The sequence below is a fragment of the Allofournierella massiliensis genome, assembly GCF_004345265.1.
Classification (GTDB): domain Bacteria; phylum Bacillota; class Clostridia; order Oscillospirales; family Ruminococcaceae; genus Allofournierella; species Allofournierella massiliensis.
In genome coordinates, this window is record NZ_SLUM01000019.1 from 25,759 (window position 1) to 45,325 (window position 19,567).

Sequence of the window (19,567 nt, forward strand, 5' to 3'; positions counted from 1 at the left end):
GGAGGTTTTTTCATGAAGCAGAAGAAAAAGAGTGATGTTGCGGTCCTGCTGGACTACGCAGGCAGTCACAAGGGGCTGACCTTCCTGGGGCTGACCCTGTCGGCGGTGTCCATGCTGTTGAGCATGGCACCCTACATCTGCATCTGGCTGGTGGCTCGGGATCTGATCGCCGTAGCGCCGGACTGGACCCGGGCGCAGGACATCGCACAATACGGCTGGCTGGCGTTTGCCTTTGCGGTGGCCGGCATCGTCCTGTACTTTGCAGGATTGATGTGTACCCATCTGGCGGCCTTCCGCACAGCAGCCAACATCCGCAAGCGAGGCGTTGCCCATGTGATGAAAGCCCCGCTGGGCTTCTTCGACTCCAATGCCTCCGGCCTCATCCGGGGACGGCTGGATGCGGCGGCGGCCGATACGGAGACCTTGCTGGCCCACAATCTGGCGGACATCGTAGGCACCATCACCCTGTTCGTGTCCATGCTGGTGCTGATGTTCGTCTTTGATTGGCGGATGGGCGCGGCCTGCCTGCTGGCGGCGGTGATTTCCATGATTGCCATGTTCTCCATGATGGGCGGCAAAAACGCCAAACTGATGGCAGAGTATCAGGCAGCCCAGGATCGCATGACCAAGGCAGGCACCGAGTATGTCCGGGGCATTCCGGTGGTCAAGATTTTCCAGCAGACCGTTTATTCCTTCAAAGCCTTTCAGGAGGCCATTGAGGATTACAGTTCCAAAGCGGAGCACTATCAGGGCGATGTGTGCCGTGTGCCCCAGTCCATCAATCTGACCTTTACCGAGGGCGCTTTTGTGTTCCTGGTGCCTGCGGCTCTTTTCCTGGCTCCCGGAGCTCTGGCCGGCGGTGACTTTGCGGGATTTATTGCAAACTTCGCCTTTTACGCAGTGTTCTCCGCCATCATTTCCACCGCGCTTGCCAAAATCATGTTTGCCGCATCCGGTATGATGCTGGCCAGTACTGCGCTGGGGCGCATTGACCAGGTCATGTGCGCTCCTGAACTGAAAGTGCCTGAACACCCCCAATCCCCCGGAAGCAGCCGTGTAGAATTTGAAGATGTGAGCTTTACTTACGACGGGGCCCAGACCTCCGCCCTCTCCCATGTGTCCTTCACAGCGGAGCCGGGACAGACCGTAGCCCTGGTAGGACCCTCCGGCGGCGGCAAGACCACCGCTGCCAGCCTGATCCCCCGCTTCTGGGACGCCACCTCTGGCGTAGTGAAGGTGGGCGGCGTGGATGTGCGGCAGATCGATCCCCATGTGCTCATGGATCAAATCGCCTTTGTGTTCCAGAACAGCCGCCTATTCAAAGCCTCCATTTTGGAGAATGTCCGGGCTGCCCGTCCCAACGCCACCCGGGAGCAGGTGCTCTCGGCGTTGAAGGCCGCCCAGTGTGAGGACATTCTGGAGAAACTGCCCCAGGGCATGGACACCCTGATCGGCTCCGAGGGGACTTATCTTTCCGGCGGCGAGCAGCAGCGCATCGCCCTGGCCCGGGCCATCCTGAAGGATGCACCCATCGTGGTTCTCGATGAAGCCACCGCCTTTGCTGACCCTGAGAACGAGGCGTTAATCCAAAAGGCCTTTACCGAGTTGACCCGTGGCCGCACCGTTATCATGATTGCCCACCGTCTGTCTACTGTGGTCGGTGCGGACAAGATTCTGGTGCTGGAGGAGGGACGCATCGTGGAGCAGGGCTCCCATCAGGAGCTGACTGCCGCCGGCGGCCTCTATGCTCGGATGTGGGCGGATTACAACCAGGCGGTCCAGTGGAAAATCACCAGCGAACAGTGAGAGAGGGGTGAAGAATATGTTCAGCAAAAAGGTTCAGAGGAAATACGCCCTCACCGACCAGGGCGTAAAAAATGTCAAAAAGGGCGCATTCTGGACGGTCATCGTCAACCTTGTCGTCATGGGCGGCATGAGCATCCTGTATCTGCTGATGTACGGCCTGATGGGAACCTTCACAGACGACCAGCCGCTGCCCAACGCAGCCCTCCCGCTCGGGCTGGTGGTTGTGTTCCTGATTCTTTCCTTTGTGACTCATCTGCAGCAGTACTACGCCACCTATGGACTGGTCTATAACGAGGTGAAATCCACCCGTCTCAGTCTGGCGGAGCGGCTGCGCAAACTGCCTTTGGGCTACTTCGGCAAGCGTGATCTCGCAGATCTGACCGAGACCATTATGGGCGATGTAAACCGCATGGAGCATGTCTGGTCCCATGTGCTGGGCTATCTGTACGGGGCCTATCTCTCCACGGCGATTATCGCGGTGTGCCTGCTGGTGTATGACTGGCGGCTGGCCATCGCCTGCCTGTGGGGTGTGCCGGTGGCCTTCGGTCTGTTGTTCGGCACCCGGAGGATTTCCGCCCGGACCTCCGAGCGGACGAAAAAAGCCGCGATCCGTGTCTCCGACGGAATTCAGGAAGCCCTGGAAAATGTTCGGGAGATCCGCGCCACCAATCAGGAGGAGCGCTATCTGGCCGGGCTCAATCAGAAGATCGACGGCCATGAGAAGGTCACCATCCAGGGTGAGCTGGGAACCGGCATCTTCGTCAATGCGGCCAGCGTCATCATGCGTCTAGGGGTAGCCACCACCATCCTGGTGGGAGCCAGCCTGATTCTTTCCGGGCAAATCGACTTCATGCTGCTGTTTTTGTTCCTGCTGGTTATCACCCGCGTGTATGCGCCTTTTGACCAGAGCCTGGCTCTCATCGCTGAAATGTTTGTGTCCCAAGTATCCGCCGACCGCATGAACGAGATCTACGACACTCCCACGGCTGAGGGTGCAGAGGTGTTTCAGCCCAAGGGACACGATATTGAGTTCGACCATGTGGGTTTTGCCTATGACAAGAAAAAAGTGCTGAACGGTGTGAGCTTTACCGCCCGGGAGGGCGAAGTGACCGCCTTGGTAGGTCCCTCCGGATCCGGTAAAAGTACCTGTGCCCGACTGGCCGCCCGACTGTGGGATGTAACAGAAGGAAACATCAAAGTAGGCGGCGTGGACATTTCTACGGTGGATCCGGAAGCATTGCTGACCGATTACTCTATGGTGTTCCAGGACGTGGTGCTCTTTGACGACACAGTGATGGAAAACATTCGTTTGGGCAAGCGAGGTGCCTCCGACGAAGAAGTACGGGCCGCAGCCGCAGCCGCAAACTGTGAAGAATTCATCTGTCGCCTGCCCCAGGGGTATGATACTCCCATCGGGGAAAATGGTACAAAACTCTCTGGCGGAGAGCGGCAGCGCATCTCCATTGCCCGAGCTCTTTTGAAGAATGCCCCCATCGTCCTGCTGGATGAGGCTACCGCCAGCCTGGATGTAGAAAACGAGACAAAGGTGCAGAGTGCACTCTCCCGCCTTTTGGCAGGAAAAACAGTTTTGGTTATTGCCCACCGAATGCGAACTGTGGCAGGGGCCGATCACATTGTAGTTCTGGAAAACGGCCATGTAGCTGAGCAAGGCACACCTGCAGAACTGCTAAAGCACGGAGGACTCTACCGTCGTATGGTGGAACTTCAAAACGAGAGTGCCCATTGGCAACTGAGCTAATTATTTCGTCTATTCAAGTTCAGTCAGCCTTTTCTTTGGCAACACATCATCCTCTGGCCGTTTTACTGTGGTTTTAGTTGAGGATATCATCCTGTGACAATTCGATACCGACCATCTCTACAATATATACAGAGGAGAACAACTGTGACTTTCCCCTTGCTCAGGAGTGCCAAGATATTCAATCTCCATTTGCAAAAAGCAGGCGATGCGGCCTATTTTATGGACTTTTGTTAATAAGACCGGCACAGGCCGCACAACGCAATGAATCCATTCATTATTGATTCATTATGGCCCCCAAAACAGGGGAAAAATAGCCAGGAAAAAGAAAAGGGTTGCGGGCAGTTCCCACCTCGGAACCGCCCGCAAACCCGCATTACAGCAACAAAAAAGCCACCAGCCTTTCGGCTGATGGCTTTGGTCCGAGTGGCGAGAGTCGAACTCACGGCCTCTTGAACCCCATTCAAGCGCGCTACCAAACTGCGCTACACCCGGACATCTGGCCCGGTGTTCTCACCGGCGACGCTTTTTATTATAGCGCATCCCTCGACAGATGTCAACTCTTTTTTCAAAGAATTTTCAAAAAATTTAACGCGTTCGATTTTTCTCTTTTCTCCCCTGTTGTGGGCCTGAATCCGAGCGCCGCTTTGCCGGAGCATTCAAAAAGAGGCAGCCTTGCGGCTGCCTCTTTTTGTGTTTATGCGATCGATTAGTTGCCGTAGTAAGCCTTCAGGTACAGCTCCTTGATCTCGCTGACCAGGGGGTACACCGGGTTAGCGGTGGTGCACTGGTCCTCGAAAGCCTTGTAGGACAGCTCGTCCACCTTGGCCAGGAACTCTTCCTCAGAGATGCCGCAATCGCGGATGGTCATGGGACGATCGGTAGCCTTCATCAGGTTGCGAACGGCCTCGATCAGGCTGTTCACAGCGGTCTGGGTCTCGGTGCCCACGTTGCACAGGCCGCAGCGCCAAGCCAGCTTAGCGTAACGCTCGTCGGCGATGTACTCCTTGTACTTGGGGAACGCAGCAAACTTGGTGGGACGGGTCGCATTGTAAGCGATCACGTAGGGCAGCAGGATGGCGTTGGCACGACCATGGGGGATGTGGAACTCACCGCCCAGCTTATGAGCCATGGAGTGGTTCAGGCCCAGGAAGGCGTTGGTGAAGGCCATACCGGCGATGCAGGAAGCGTTGTGCATCTTCTCGCGGGCCAGGTTGTCACCGTTGTAGGAAGCCTTCAGGTAGTGGAATACCATCTCGGTGGCCTGCAGAGCCAGACCATCGGTGTAGTCGCTGGCCATAACGGAAACGTAAGCCTCGATGGCGTGGGTCAGAACGTCCAGACCAGTGTCGGCAACGATGCTCTTGGGCATGCTGCGGGTGAACTGAGGATCGATGATGGCCACGTCGGGAGTCAGAGCGTAATCGGCCAGAGGATACTTGATGTTGCCATTCTTCTTGTCGGTGATAACGGAGAAGCTGGTAACCTCGGAACCGGTACCGGAAGTGGTGGGGATAGCGACCAGCTTGGTCTTGGCGCCCAGCTTGGGGAACTTGAAGGCGCGCTTACGGATATCCAGGAAGCGCTGACGCAGACCGTCGAAGCTGGTTTCGGGATGCTCGTAGAACAGCCACATACCCTTGGCAGCGTCGATGGCGCTACCACCGCCGATGGCGATGATCACGTCGGGATTGAAGGCACGCATGGCCTCCACGCCGCGCATGATGCACTCTACGCTGGGATCGCTCTCAACGTCGGAGTAGATCTCGCTGTGGCAGTACTGCTCACGCTTACGCAGGTAATGCAGGATCTTGTTCACGTTGCCCAGCTGAACCATTACGGGGTCAGTTACGATGAAGGCGCGGCTGATGCCCTCCATCTTCTCCAGGTACTGGATGGAATCTTCCTCGAAATAGATCTTCGGGGGAACCTTGAACCACTGCATATTAACTCTCCGTTTCGCAATGCGCTTTTTGTTGACCAGGTTGACGGTAGTAACGTTCTGGCTCACGGAGTTCTTACCGTAGCTGCCGCAGCCCAGGGTCAGAGAAGGAGTATTGGTGTTGTAGATATCACCGATAGCACCCTGAGAAGAGGGGCTGTTCACGATGATACGACCAACGCGCATTGCGATGCCGTACTCGTCGGCAACCTTCATGTCGCCGGTGTGGATAACAGCAGAATGGCCCAGGCCGCCCAGCTCCAGCATCTTGTTGGCGTAAGCGAAGCCCTGCTCGTTGTCCTTGGCTACGAAGTAGGCCAGAACGGGGCTCAGCTTCTCCTTGCTCAGGGGGTACTGCTCGGAGGGTTCGGGCAGAGGAGCGATCAGGATCTTGGTCTTCTCGGGAACCTTCAGACCAGCCTGCTCAGCGATCCAGTTAGCGGACTTACCAACAACGGGAGCGAACACGCCCTTGTTGGGGTCGGGGAACATGTACTTGGTCAGCTTCTCAACTTCTTCGGGATTCAGGAAGTAGCAGTTGTTCTTCTTCATGTAATCCTCGAAGTCCTTGGTCAGCTCCTTGGCAACGATGACAGCCTGCTCGGAAGCGCAGATCATGCCGTTGTCGAAGGTCTTGGACATCATCAGGTCGGTGCAAGCGCGATGCAGGTCCGCAGTCTTCTCGATGAAGCAGGGCACGTTGCCGGCGCCAACGCCCAGAGCGGGCTTGCCGCAGGAGTAAGCAGCCTGTACCATGCCGGGGCCACCGGTGGCCAGGATGGTGGCAACGCCGGGATGATTCATCAGAGCACCGGTAGCCTCGATGCTGGGCTTGTCGATCCACTGGATGCAGTTCTCGGGGGCGCCGGCCTTAACAGCAGCCTCGTAAACGATGCGGGCGGCCTCGGCGCTGCACTTCTGAGCGGAGGGATGGAAGCCGAAGATGATGGGGTTGCGGGTCTTAACCGCGATCAGACATTTGAACAGGGTGGTGGAGGTGGGGTTGGTGGTGGGAGTAACACCGCAGATTACGCCCACGGGCTCAGCAACTTCCACATAGCCTTCCATGTCGTTCTCTTCCAGGATGCCAGCGGTCTTTTCCTTCTTGATGTTGTGCCAGATGTACTCGGTGGCAAACATGTTCTTGATAACTTTATCTTCATACACGCCGCGGCCGGTCTCTTCCACAGCCATGCGTGCCAGTTCCTGGTGCTTGTCCAGGCCGGCCAGAGCCATCTCGTGAACGATGTGGTCGATGGTCTCCTGATCATAGCTCAAAAACTCCTGAAGAGCCTTCTGGGCCTTTTCGACCAGACCGTCGATCATTACCTGAACTTCGGACTTGCCGTTCTCTACGGTTTCAACCTTAGCTTTCTTCTGTTCTGCCATTGGTTCTGCCATCCTTTCAAACGATTGATTCAAAACAACCGGGGCGACATTTTTCCTGCCCTGCCCCACTGACAACATGATACCATATTGTTAATTGAATAACAATGCACCAGTTTCCCAAACATTGTTAGAACGATAACAATGTTTTTGTCAAACTATACAACACCTCGCTTTCTGCATTTCCGAATCAATTCCTGCTGCCCGGGCTGCAATCGCTTTCCGGCCTCCTTTCTTTTTCACAGCTCCTAGGCAGAAAACGCACTTCATGCTATAATGATACAACAAACAGCAACCTTTGAGGAGGCGATTTTATGTATTGGTCTCGTAAACTTTTAAAAAGCAACGCACGCAATGTGCTGCGCGGCAGCTATTGGCGGGTATTTGTGGCCTGTCTGGTATGTGGTCTGCTGGGTGCCGGCTCCAGTGGTGCGGTGAATATCAATCTGCCAACCCAGCTTCTGGAGTTGGACAATTTTGGTTATGATCCCTACTGGTCACTTATCTTCTCTGTCTTATGGGTCATTGTTATCGTAGTCGGCCTGCTGGGCCTGGCCTGGGGAATCTTCGTGGGCGGCCCCATGCGGGTGGCACAGTGCCGCTATATGATGGAAAACCGCTGCGGCACTCCCCCGTTCAACAGCCTGTTCTCGGTGTTCAGCAACAAGGACGCCTACCTGAATGTGGTCAAGGTCATGTTCCTGCGGAATCTGTTCATCTTTCTGTGGAGTCTGCTTTGCCTGATTCCCGGCATTTATAAGGAATATCAATATTATTATATTCCCTATCTGCTGGCAGAAAACCCCTACATGAGTTTTGACCGCGCCAAGGAACTGAGCATTGCCATGACCGACGGCGAGAAAATGGACATCTTTGTTCTGGATCTTTCCTTCATCGGATGGTACCTGCTGGGCGCGATTATCCTGATTGGTGGATTTTTTGTAAATCCCTATGCACAGGCCACCTACGCGGAGCTGTACGCCGCGGCCCGCAGCAAGGCCATGGATACCGGCATCACCGGGCCGGACGAGCTGAGCGGATTTGCACAGTACTGATCATCATTCAATTGAAAGAAGGGCTTTGCCTGCGGTTGTGATCAACCGGGGCAAGGCCCTTCTTTTTGGCTGATTCACCAATTTTTCGTCCTTGTTTTTTCCAAAAGCAACCTTGTATCAAGGCTCTGTTTTTGATAGGATAAGTTGACTATATACGGCACGGTTCGGAACGTCCGTATAAAAATGAGGAGGCTTTTATTTTATGAGTAAGGAAGAAAAAAACACATCACCATCCAGCGACTATTCTCAGGGCATCTACGATGCAACCTCGCTGGGCAAGCCCCGCATGCTGGTTCTTGGCCTGCAGCACATGTTTGCCATGTTCGGCGCAACTGTGCTTGTGCCCCTGATCACCGGCCTGAGCGTTTCCACCACGCTGCTGTGTGCCGGTCTGGGCACGCTGCTGTTCCATCTGATCACCGGCGGCAAGGTTCCCGCTTTTCTGGGTTCCTCGTTTGCCTATCTGGGCGGTTTTGCCATTGTCGCACCCATGCTGATGGATGAAAGCGGCCAGCAGACCGTTTCCAACACCGAAATGCTGCCCTACGCCTGTGCGGGTGTGGCGCTGAGCGGTCTGGTGTATGTGGTGTTCAGCCTGCTGATTTCCGTATTCGGCATCCGCCGCATCATGAAGCTGTTCCCTCCTGTGGTGACCGGCCCCATCATTATTGCCATCGGTCTGATTCTGGCTCCTTCCGCCATCACCAACTGCCAGAGCAACTGGCTGCTGGCCTTTGTGGCTCTGGGCACCGTAATCGTGTGCAACATCTGGGGCAAGGGCATGATCAAAATCCTTCCCATCCTGCTGGGCGTTCTCGTTTCCTATGTGGTGGCGCTGGTCACCGGTGCGGTGGACTTCTCCGGCGTAATGCAAGCAGACTGGTTCGGCATCCCCCTGAGCCCCAAGGCCATGGGCCTGTTTGCCATTGATGGAAGCCCCGAATTCATCAGTGCAGTGCTGACCATCGTGCCCATTGCTCTGGCTACCATGATGGAGCATGTGGGCGACGTGGCTTCCATCAGCGCCACTGTGGGCAAAAACTTCATCCGCGACCCCGGCCTGAACCGCACCCTGCTGGGCGATGGCCTTGCCACCAGCATGGCCGGTCTGCTCGGCGGCCCCTCCAACACCACCTACGGCGAAAACACCGGCGTTCTGGCTCTGACCAAAATTTACGATCCCCGGGTGATCCGCATTGCGGCCGTATTCGCCATGATCCTGAGCTTCAGCCCCAAGTTCGATGCCATCATCAATTCCATCCCCGCCGGCATCATCGGCGGCATCAGCTTTGTGCTGTATGGCATGATCTCCGCGATCGGCGTGCGCAACGTGGTGGAAAATCAGGTGGACTTCACCAACTCCCGCAACCTGATCATCGCCGCGGTCATTCTGGTCTGCGCCCTGGGCTTCAACTCGGTGGGCGGTCTGAGCTTCACCGTCGCCAATGTGACCATCAACCTGTCCGGTCTGGCCATCGCCGCCATTGCCGGCATTCTGCTCAACGCGGTGCTGCCCGGCAACACCTATGAGTTTGATGACAGCACCGGCACCGGCGAAGGCGCCAGCCTGCGTGTCTGATTGTCTGCCAGCCGCAGCAGGCGGCGGAGCCAGGCAATTGAAAAACTGAATCGCATAAAAGGAAATCCGGAACCGTATTCGCTGCGGCTCCGGATTTCTTTTATATTATTATATGTATTCCGCACATCAGCGAACCAGAAGCCAGATTGCAATTGCAACCTGCGCAAGTAAAATGGCCGGAACGCCCAGATAAAATTTCGGCTTGCGGGTCTTGTGGTGGAAACGATACATCGCCGCCCAGAACGCGGCGCTTCCGCCCAGCACACAAAGCAGCAGCAGGGTGTTTTCCGGAACTCTGCGCCCGCCTTTTTTCGCCTGACGTTTATCCCAGGCGCATACGGCCACGGAAATCAGGCTGATCAGCACCCAGTATACCAGTAATCCAATCAGTATCTGCTTCAAATAATGTTCTCCTTTGTCTATCAATCGACCAGACGGCAATACCCTTTCCATTTGCAGTATTGCTCACCGTCTTCAAGAACCAGCCCGGAAAAGCGCAGGGTGACCCGGCCAAGCCGGGGATGGTTCCAGGGGAAACACACCTGCACCACCGTGCCGGCGGTTCGCATTTGTTCCAGCGCCCGATCCACCGTTTTTCTTTCCTCCTCGGGAATCCGATCATACCAGTAGCTGTAGCGCTGAACCGGCGTATCGGACTGCTCGAATTCCAGCACCTTTTCCATGGTGTCGTTCACGATCATCCGGGAAGCCTTTCCCTGATCCCGCCGGATGCTCCAGAAGCCCACCTGAAGGCTTTGCAGCAGATCCTCGTTGCTATGCTGCAAAAGCACCTGATAGCGGTGCTCGTTCCGATCCTGCCGGATTCGGGCCAGCAAAAAGCTGGCAAGCACCCGAACATGGGTATCATCGTGGATGCAGGTGCGGGGATTGTCCACGCCGATGAAGCCGATGGTTGTTCCGTTTTCCCGCAGGGGGGCCACAATCAGCCGCTGGATATTCTGGCGTTCCAGCACCGCCCATTCGTGCGGCGAAGCCTGCTGGAGCGGGGCCAGATTCAGAATGATTACCGACTGCTCCTTCTTGAAGATCTCCATCCAGCGGCTCACAGCCTGAGACGGCACCCGCTGCAGGGCATCTCTTTGGGGAACGACGCCCTGCGCGCACCATTCAAAGGTGTTGTTCCAGTGGCCGTCGTGCTCCGACGCCGGTTCAAACAGATAAGCGCGATCCGCCTGATAAAAATCGCCCACCGACGCCAGCACCTGATTCACAGCCTTTTCAAAGTCTGCATGGCGGGACAGTGTATCCAGATAATCCGCAATTTTCTCGGCAAAGAACAGCCGTTCCCGCGCATTCTGGCTCACATATTCCTGCTTTGTCACATCCAGCGCAACTTCCATCCGGGTTGGGATGCCCCGATACTGAACGATTCGATCCTTCAGAAGGAAATGGCGGCCGCAGTACTCGTTCTGGTTTTCCCAGATATAAAAGGAATCCTTGCTGATCACATCGTTGGTGCAGAAATCGCAGGGTGCGTTTTTTCCATGCAGGATTTTATAGCATTTTTCGCCTTTGTAATCCTGCACGCCGAACAGGCGCTGCCCTGCGGGATTCAGATAGTAAAGCTCGTAGCTGGTCAGATCGCTCAGATAGAACACATCATTTTCCGCATTCAGAATGATCTCGGCCACATCATCCTGCACCCCGGCAAGCTCCTCGCCCGCCCCGGCTTCCGTTCTCTGCCGGGCCGGCAGCTCGGGCTCCTTTTTCAAATCCAGATTCCGGATTCTGATGCAGGCTTCCGCAAACTTGTCCTCCGGGCAGGGCTTTGCCAGCAAAAAGCCCTGAACCAGTTCCGGTTTGAGTTTCCGAAGAACCTCCAGCTCCTCCACCGTTTCCACGCCTTCGCAGCAGACGCGGATCTGCGAACCGTTTGCCAGCTCAATGATATTGCTCAGCAACCGGTAATTGTAGGCGCTTCTCTGGATATTGGTCACAAAACTGCGGTCGACCTTGATCTCGTCGACCTCCATGTTTTTCAAACGCCCCAGGCTGGAATAGCCGGTGCCGAAATCATCCACCGAAATCTCGATCCCCGCTTCCTTCCAGCGGTGGAAGATCTTGTTCAGGTAAGGGTAATCCTGCAGCTGCATGCTTTCGGTCACTTCGATGGTGAGCGCATCGCCCGGCAGGCCGCTGGAACGCAGCACCTCCAGCACATCTTCCTCAATGGATTCCTGTGTCAGCTGCACATAAGACATGTTCACGCTCACATGCAGACCCGGCATGACCTCCCGCCATTTTTTGCAGGCCTGCAGCGTCTCTTTCAGCACCCAGAGCCCCACTTCACAGATCAGACCGTTCTGTTCCAGCAGCGGAATGAACTCTGCGGGCGACACCCGCCCCTTTCGCGGAGAGGTAAACCGAAGCAGTGCTTCGGCCCCGTATACCGTGCAATCGCCCAGACCAAGCTGAGGCTGATACTCCAGCGAAAAGCCGGTAAAGCCCTCGTCAATACATCTGCGCAGCTCCTCTTTCAGCTCCAGGCTCCGCAGCTGCTCCTCGTAATTTTCCGGCGAGAAGAAGCTCATCCGGTCCTTGCCGTGGTTTTTGGCGTCCTCCAGCGAAAACTCCACATATTGCAGCAGTGTGTCCTTATCGTCCACATGATAGTCTGTGAAGGAAACGCATCCCGCCGAAATGGTGCACTGACCGCGCAGCCGCTCCCGGGCCTTTGCGAAAATACGGCTCACCTTTACCGCCGTCAGATCGGGCAGATTGACCGCAAACCAGTCGCCGCTGATCCGGTAAACCTCGCAGCCCTCGGGCACCTCATCCTGCAGGATAAATTTCACATCCCGCAAAAGGGCATCGCCAAAATCCCGCCCGTTTTTCAGATTCAGAGTGCGCAGATTATCCACACCAATCAAAAGAAGGAAACCGGGATGAGCCTGTGTCAGATAGCCTTCCAGCTCTTCCCGCAGCTTCTGGCTGTTGAACCTTTCCTCTTCACGGGCGGCACCGCTGGACAGGCGGCCCAGCGCATAGGCAATCTTGCCTTTTTCATTTTGGAATGCCTTTCCCCGGCTGTTAATCCAGACACTCTCTCCGCAACAGTTCTTGACCCGGTAATTAAAGGAATAGCTCTTGAGCCTTCCGTTCAAAAGATCCTCCACCACCCGTTTCAGGCGGGAAACATCCCGGTCATCCACATGTTCGCACCACTGCTCCAGTGTGCACACCGGTTTTTCCAGTTGAAAAATATGCGTCGCTTTCAGAGCATTCCGGGTGAAATGGACCAGCCCCGTGGAGAAATCATAGAAATAATAGTAGTCCCCTGTGCTCTGGCTGATCTGCTCCATCCATCCGGTCGGATCGCTCTGTGCCTGAAACTGCTCTAATTCCATTATTCAAACGCCTCGTCCTTCATACACGCCGCTCACGATTATTCAGCAGGATTGTGCATATTTTTTCCTGTAACGCGGTAAGTGCTCTAATGATATAAATATAGCACACGAACATACAAATATCCAGTTTTTTTAACCTATTGAATGGTTTGAAGAAGTGCATCCAGCACCGTGTAAACCTGATTCCGCTGAGGAACGCTCAGGCCATCCAGCTTTTCCGCCAGAAGGGATTCTTTAACGGTATAGCCTGCGGTAAGCACATCCGCCAGCAGCAGATCCGCCGATACCTCCAGTGCATTTGCGATCAAAATGAATGAACCAAGCGAGGGGAATTTTTCTCCCCGCTCCAGAGCGCCCACATAATTTACGCTCAACCCGGCTTTTTCGGCCAGATCCTCCAGCCGGAGACTGAGCGCATGCCGGAACTTCCGTATATTCTTCCCAATTGACGTAAGTTCCATGATCGCTGTTCCCTCCAAGTAATGCTGCAGTAACAGTATTAGTATAGGGGAAGGCCACAAAGCTATACACAATCACACAGGAAGAATACAACTCCAGAAGCGTTGCTCCTGCCCTGTTTGCTTTACAATTTTTGTTCAGATGCAGGCAAAACAGGGTCATGTTTCTCCCCCTCGGGGCAAAGCCGGCTTCTCTGTGCAGGCACTGGCCGGCACAAGCGAAAAAAGACGGCTGCCCTTGCGCCAAAGCGTTTGAACGCGCATAATGATATTATACGCAGCTGCGAAGTATTTTCCGGCAATTGTTTTTTTACAGCGCCGCCATATCCTTCGCCGTGACGAACCATATAATTTCTGTTCAGGAGGTGTTTTCATGACCTATATGACCGTACAGCAGGCCGCCGAAGCCTGGGGCGTTACCGTGCGGCAGGTGCAATCCTACTGCACCAGAGGCCGGGTGCCCGGCGCACAGAAATTTGGCATGGCCTGGCAGATTCCGGCCGACGCGGCAAAGCCTGCCGACGCCCGCCGCAAAACCCCTGCCCAGCCCCGGCCTGCCGGCCAGCCGGTGGGCGAAGCCCTGATGCCTCTGATGAACACCGCCTTCCAGCCGGGGCGGTGCCGGGCCGCCATTGCCGCCATGCCAAAGGGCCCCCGGCGGGACATTGCCACCGCGGAATACCTTTATTTCAGCGGGCAGGCCGAAAAGGCCGCCCGGCAGGCGGAGCTCTACCTGACCTGCCCGGATCGGGACGCCCGGCTTTCCGCCTGCCTGATTTATGCCTACGCCAACCTGACGCTGGGCCAGATCCAGCAGGCCCGGGTGGCGTTGGGCGAACTGCAAACCACTCTGGCCCGGGCCGGAAAGCAGAAGCAGGCTGCCGCCGCAGCCTTTGCGGCCGCTTCGGCGGCGGTGCTGCTTCATCTGCCCATGCCGGAGGAAATGCCGCTCGCCGGCGATTTTTTGCCCCTGCTGCCGCCGGGGCTGCGAGCCTTTGCCCTGTATGTGCAGGCCCACTACCTGTATCTGAAAGAGGAGTATGCCCTGAGCGCGGGCATGGTTGAGGGGGCGCTGGCCATGGGCGCGAAGGTCTGCCCCATTCCGGCGATTTATCTGCATCTGGTGGCGGTTATGGACTACATGAGCCTGAAACAGACCCGGCAGGCGCAGGATCACCTGCTGGCCGCCTGGGCACTGGCCCAACCCGATGACCTGATCGAAGGCTTTGGCGAGCACCACGGCCTGCTGGGCGGAATGCTGGAAGCAGTCATCAAGCCCCGGTGGCCCGGGGACTTCGACCGGATTATTCAGATCACCTATCAGTTCTCCGCCGGTTGGCGAAAGATTCACAACCCGGATACCGGAGACAACGTGGCGGACAACCTTTCCACCACCGAGTTCACCATTGCCATGCTGGCGGCACGGGGCTGGACGAATCAGGAGATTGCCGACCATCTGGGCTTTTCGCCCAACACGGTAAAACGATATATTTCCAACGCCATGAGCGCTTTGGGAATTCAGCACCGGCAGGATCTGAAGGGCTTCATGCTGCGCTGATTCCCCTTTGCCTGTACCCGATTTGGCCCCTGAAACGGGTACTCTCAAGCCGGTGGGGCGCATGTTATAATAATAATGGAGGAAAGCCTTCGCGTTTTCCCGGCATAAGCGGGCAGCAGACCACGGAAGAGAGGCAGGGTCTGCCGATTCCACTGCCAACAAAAACACGAGGAGGAAAGAATATGAAAGGACAAGCAAAACCGCTGCGCGGCCGATCACCCGGAAAGCGATTGTTTGCAGCAATTGTCAGCCTGTGCATGATCGTGTCCCTGCTGCCGACGACGGCGTTTTCCGAAGCTGGCGTACAAGATAGCATTGTGATCACCGGCACAAGCGGGCTGTGCGAACATCACACCGAACACACCGCCAATTGCGGTTACACCGAGGGGACGGCGGAAATTCCCTGTTCCCATGAACACGATGAGGGCTGCGGCGGGCTGACTGACCCGGAAGCCTGCAATCATACTCATGATGAAACCTGCGGCTATGTTCCCGCCACAGAGGGAACGCCTTGCACCTATGTTTGCGAGATTTGCAATGCACAGGACAACGGGAACCCCGTAGCTCCGTCCGACGCACAGCCGGAAGAATGTACCTGTGAAACCCTCTGCACCGGGGAAGAAATTAATGCGGATTGCCCGGTCTGCTCTGTGGAGGGTGCTGGACTGGACAAGGTTTGCGTCGGTGCAGCTCTTATGCTGCCCGTCACGGCGCTGGCGGTGGAAGGTGCGCCTAATAGTCTTTATGTTGGAGATCAGCAGGTTATCAATGGCAATAATACCACCTTCTGGACCACGGATAAATCAACAGGGGGACTGACAGAATACGAGGGTAACGATGACAATTGGAATGTCAAATACGACCCAAGCACCGCCACCCTTACGCTAAAAGGTGCGAAAATTTCAGGAAGTTATCATCAATACAATAATCCATACACTGCCGGAATCTATGCTCAGTGCAGCAACGGTCAATCAGTTACCCTGACTATCAAACTGATTGGTGAGAATACCATCACAGGCTACTATGGGATTTATGTGAATGCAGAGATAAGCGCGGACAGCAATGGTACAGACGCCTCCCTGACTATTACGGGTGAAAACAATGGCAACCTGGAAGTATCTGGTTCTAATCACGGAATATTTGTCAAAAGCGGAACAGGCAACGCCTCCCTGAACATCGAGAAAGTCGCTGTCACAAGCAGCACCAATGGCGATTATGCCGCCGGCGTCTATGTGATGTCCGGCGCGGGAGCCATCAACTCCCCGAATATCTCTCTTTCCGTCGACGGCGGCAGCCTGACCGCCAGCGGCACCGGAAGCAGTGATGGGATACTGTTTTATGTGGGATCGTCTCAAGCCACCGGTGCCACCACCAGCCTGACGGTCAGCGAAAATGCGATCGTGGACGCTAAAACAGGCGGGATCAAGGCATCTGATCCCAATCTTAACAATCTCAGTGATCAAATCGTTGTTGGTTCCGGTACCGGCACCAACGGCGGCATCGTCTTTGACGGTACGGAAGGCACCGTGTACGGCAATGTGACCCTGGACGAGAGCCTCACCATTAACCAGGGCGAAACCCTGACCGTCCCGGATGGCTCCTCGCTGAACTGCAACGGCAACCTGACCAACAACGGCACGATCATCGTGGAGAAGGGCGGCAACCTGACAGGTGACCCAGGCGGTACAGTGGTTAGTGCCCCCACCATCGGCACCCAGCCTGCAAGCCAGACTGTGACCAAGGGAAACACTGCCACCTTTTCCGTTGCGGCCACCGGCGAAAAACTGTCCTATCAGTGGCAGCAAAGCACTGACAACGACCAAAGCTGGACGGATATTTCTGGAGCAAACGCAGCCACCTATACCACAGCGGCTACCACTACCAGCATGAACGGCTATCAATATCGCTGTGTGGTGAGCAACAGCGCAGGTAGCGTCACCAGCAATGCCGTTACCCTGACGGTCAACGCTGCCACGGTTTCTGTCACCGGCGTGACCCTGGAACCAACCTCGCTCTCCCTGTTCACCGGGGATACCGCGCCCCTGACCGCTACGGTAAAGCCTGACAATGCCACAAATAAAAACGTGACTTGGGAAAGCAACAATACCACAGTTGCCACCGTGGACACTAACGGCAATGTTGCCGCTGTGGCTGCGGGCGAAGCTACCATAACGATCAAAACTGCGGACGGCAACCACACCGCTACCTGCCAGGTGAAGGTGACCCAACCAACATACGGCATTTCCGCCGACATCTCGGCTCTCGACTTTAGCATCGCTTGTCCCGGTTATGAGCGGCCTGCTGCCAAAACCGTGACCATCACCAACGCCGGCAACCAGGCCCTTACCCTAAACCAACCTGCTTCCACCAACAGTTTTGAGGTGGGGACCCTCTCCAAGACCAAGCTGGCCGCAGGCGAAACGGCTACCTTCACGGTGCAGCCCAAGGCCGGACTGGCCGAGGGGGCATACAGCGAAACCATCACTGTTAGCGGTTCCGAGAATACGACCGTAACGATCTCCGCCACCTTTACCGTGCAACACCAGCTGGAAAAGGTGGCCGCGAAAGCCCCCACCTGCACCGAGGTAGGAAACAAGGAATACTTTGTCTGTAAAGTCTGCGGCAAATATTTCGACATCGACGGCAAGACTGAGATTACTCAGGAAAGCACTGTGATTCCGGCCACCGGTCACAGCTATGGCGAACCGGAGTGGAGCTGGTCGGAGGACGGAAAGACCTGCACCGTAACCTTTACCTGCAAAAACGATGCAGCCCACAAGGAAACTCCGAAGGCAACTGTAACATCGGCAGAAAAGACCCCTGCCACCTGCACGGAAAAAGGCGTGACCACCTATACAGCGTCCCTTGAATTTAACGGCCAGACTTACAAGACTGCAAAGGATGTGACAGACATCCCGGCTACCGGCCACAGCTATGACAACGGCAAATGTACTGTCTGCGGCGCGATTGCTTCTGATTTCAAGGCCGTTATCACAGCCGGGGCAAACGGCAGCTGGCAGAAAGGCACAAAGGATGGTCTTTCCTTTACTTCCAATGCAGCTTATAAACACTTCCGGAAGGTACAGGTGGACGGCAAAGACCTGGATGCTGCCAACTACTCCGTAAAGGAAGGCAGCACCATTGTCACCCTGAAAGCCGAATATCTGGAAACCCTGTCTGTGGGCAAGCACACGCTGGCTGTCGTTTCCGATACCGGCACAGCTGTTGCGGAATTCACCATTCAGGCGGCTCCTGCCACCGATAACACCCGCTACTATACCTGCCAGAGCTGCGGCCACCACGACTGGACCGCCACCGATGCGGGTTACCGCTGCGACTACTGCGGAAGGGTTATCACCGAGCAGGTTTCCGGCTACCCGAATGTGAAGGGGGTCTACACTGCCCCCACCGCCAGCCCCGCTCCTTCCACCGCACCGGGCTCCCCCGCCACCGGCGATGAGAGCAATCTGGTTCTGTGGGTGGTTGTGCTGGCTGCCGGTTCGGCTGCACTGGCCGGGAGCTTCCTGATTCAGCGCAAAAAAGAACAATAACACCGAAGAGCGCCGCCACACACCCAGACTGCGGCGGCTGATCCCATCTGAATGAACTCGATTTCCCCTGATCGACCCTTTTCCAAGCCCTGTTCAGCCCTTTGCTGAGCAGGGCTTTTTTGCTCTGCGTAGGATATCCACACCGTTGAGTATGCCGCCCCCCTCTTTTTCGGCATCGCTCGGAATATTTCACGCAGAACCTGAATCGTCCCGGAAGCATACCGTTAAAGCGAACTTCCGCTTGACAAAACAGCATCGGGGATGCTATCCTAATTTGCAAATAATTCGCAAATTCAAAGAGGGTGCGTCAATGAAAAACTACGACACTCGCCAGCGGGACCTTTTGGTCGACTTTTTGGAACAGCACCCGGATCAGCTGCTCTCTGTGCAGCAGATCGCCCAGGCGCTGCACGAACAGCAGATCAGTCTCAGCGCCGTTTATCGGAATCTTTCCCAGCTGGAAACAAAAGGCCTTATCCGCAAGAGCATGAAATCCGGCGGCAGAGCAGCCTATTATCAGTATATCGGCACACCGGATTGCCACTCTCATCTGCACATGACCTGCACCTGCTGCGGAAAAACCTTCCACATGAATTCAGAGCATACCGCGCGGCTGACACGTGCCATGGCTGAACTGGATGGATTTGATCTGGATATTCTCAACACTGTTTTATACGGCACCTGCCAAAGCTGCCATCAAAAATAACCATCGCTTTGCGATGCCCGAAGGAGGGAGAAGAACATGCACCAGAAAAACCGCTTTGCTGCCATTTGCGCCACTGTGCTTGTGGCAGCTGCCCTGCTCTTCTCCGTCTTTTTCATTGCTCTGGAAACAAACCACGATTGCAGCAGAGAGCATTGCGCCATCTGCCACCAGATCCAGACCTGCCAGACCCTTTTATCTCAGCTTTCCAGCGCCTGCGCAAAACCCGCAGGCTTTGGTGTGCTGTGCTTCTTTGCTCTGCTGCTGATTCTGCGTCGTCCGTATGTATCCGTTGCATCTTCTCTGGTTTCCCAAAAAGTAAAACTGCTGAATTAAACAAAAACGAACCACAAGGGGAATACGTCTGCCCATTTTAAGCAGGTGTGCCCGGCACTGCCGGACCCC

Annotated in this window: 12 protein-coding genes and 1 tRNA gene; 8 read left to right on the forward strand and 5 right to left on the reverse strand. The window is 55.6% G+C overall.

What is annotated here, in order from left to right; genetic code table 11:
* The first annotated feature begins 12 nt into the window (after window positions 1-12).
* The gene (locus EDD77_RS11510) at window positions 13-1,806 is read left to right on the forward strand and encodes an ABC transporter ATP-binding protein (protein ID WP_058964367.1); all 1,794 of its coding nucleotides are present in this window, start codon (window positions 13-15) and stop codon (window positions 1,804-1,806) included.
* A 16-nt stretch (window positions 1,807-1,822) separates the two neighbouring features.
* Window positions 1,823-3,565, forward strand: a complete 1,743-nt coding sequence (locus tag EDD77_RS11515) for an ABC transporter ATP-binding protein (protein WP_058964368.1) — start codon at window positions 1,823-1,825, stop codon at window positions 3,563-3,565.
* A 415-nt stretch (window positions 3,566-3,980) separates the two neighbouring features.
* On the opposite strand, the gene EDD77_RS11520 is transcribed toward EDD77_RS11515, so the two are convergent.
* Window positions 3,981-4,057: transfer RNA gene (locus tag EDD77_RS11520), tRNA-Pro, on the reverse strand.
* A gap of 214 nt (window positions 4,058-4,271) precedes the next feature.
* Window positions 4,272-6,893, reverse strand: a complete 2,622-nt coding sequence (gene adhE, locus EDD77_RS11525) for a bifunctional acetaldehyde-CoA/alcohol dehydrogenase (protein ID WP_058964369.1) — start codon at window positions 6,891-6,893, stop codon at window positions 4,272-4,274.
* 311 nt (window positions 6,894-7,204) lie between these two features.
* Between adhE and EDD77_RS11530 the strand changes: the two genes are divergently transcribed.
* Both EDD77_RS11530 and EDD77_RS11535 read left to right on the forward strand, forming a co-directional pair.
* A complete protein-coding gene (locus EDD77_RS11530; RefSeq protein ID WP_058964370.1) occupies window positions 7,205-7,945 on the forward strand; it encodes a DUF975 family protein in 741 nt (246 codons plus the stop codon).
* A 202-nt stretch (window positions 7,946-8,147) separates the two neighbouring features.
* Window positions 8,148-9,524, forward strand: coding sequence for a uracil-xanthine permease family protein (locus EDD77_RS11535; RefSeq protein ID WP_058964371.1), 1,377 nt, complete (start codon window positions 8,148-8,150; stop codon window positions 9,522-9,524).
* Between the two features lie 126 nt (window positions 9,525-9,650).
* On the opposite strand, the gene EDD77_RS11540 is transcribed toward EDD77_RS11535, so the two are convergent.
* The 3 genes from EDD77_RS11540 to EDD77_RS11550 form a co-directional block, all read right to left on the reverse strand.
* Window positions 9,651-9,926, reverse strand: a complete 276-nt coding sequence (locus EDD77_RS11540; RefSeq protein WP_242962355.1) for a DUF1294 domain-containing protein — start codon at window positions 9,924-9,926, stop codon at window positions 9,651-9,653.
* Window positions 9,927-9,946: 20 nt separating this feature from the next.
* A complete protein-coding gene (locus EDD77_RS11545) occupies window positions 9,947-12,892 on the reverse strand; it encodes an EAL domain-containing protein (protein WP_058964372.1) in 2,946 nt (981 codons plus the stop codon).
* A gap of 137 nt (window positions 12,893-13,029) precedes the next feature.
* Complete coding sequence (locus EDD77_RS11550) at window positions 13,030-13,353, reverse strand: helix-turn-helix domain-containing protein (protein WP_058964373.1); 324 nt, start codon at window positions 13,351-13,353, stop codon at window positions 13,030-13,032.
* 370 nt (window positions 13,354-13,723) lie between these two features.
* On the opposite strand from EDD77_RS11550, the gene EDD77_RS18760 reads away from it, so the two are divergent.
* The 4 genes from EDD77_RS18760 (at window position 13,724) to EDD77_RS11570 (ending at window position 19,498) form a co-directional block, all read left to right on the forward strand.
* A complete protein-coding gene (locus EDD77_RS18760; protein WP_058964374.1) occupies window positions 13,724-14,908 on the forward strand; it encodes a LuxR C-terminal-related transcriptional regulator in 1,185 nt (394 codons plus the stop codon).
* Between the two features lie 182 nt (window positions 14,909-15,090).
* Window positions 15,091-18,459 carry an Ig-like domain-containing protein gene (locus tag EDD77_RS11560; protein ID WP_058964375.1) on the forward strand — a complete coding sequence of 1,123 codons (3,369 nt, stop codon included), beginning with the start codon at window positions 15,091-15,093 and terminating at the stop codon, window positions 18,457-18,459.
* Between the two features lie 310 nt (window positions 18,460-18,769).
* Window positions 18,770-19,165 carry a Fur family transcriptional regulator gene (locus EDD77_RS11565; RefSeq protein WP_058964376.1) on the forward strand — a complete coding sequence of 132 codons (396 nt, stop codon included), beginning with the start codon at window positions 18,770-18,772 and terminating at the stop codon, window positions 19,163-19,165.
* A gap of 36 nt (window positions 19,166-19,201) precedes the next feature.
* On the forward strand, window positions 19,202-19,498 hold the full coding sequence (locus EDD77_RS11570) for a hypothetical protein (RefSeq protein WP_058964377.1): 297 nt from the start codon (window positions 19,202-19,204) through the stop codon (window positions 19,496-19,498).
* Window positions 19,499-19,567: the final 69 nt, after the last annotated feature.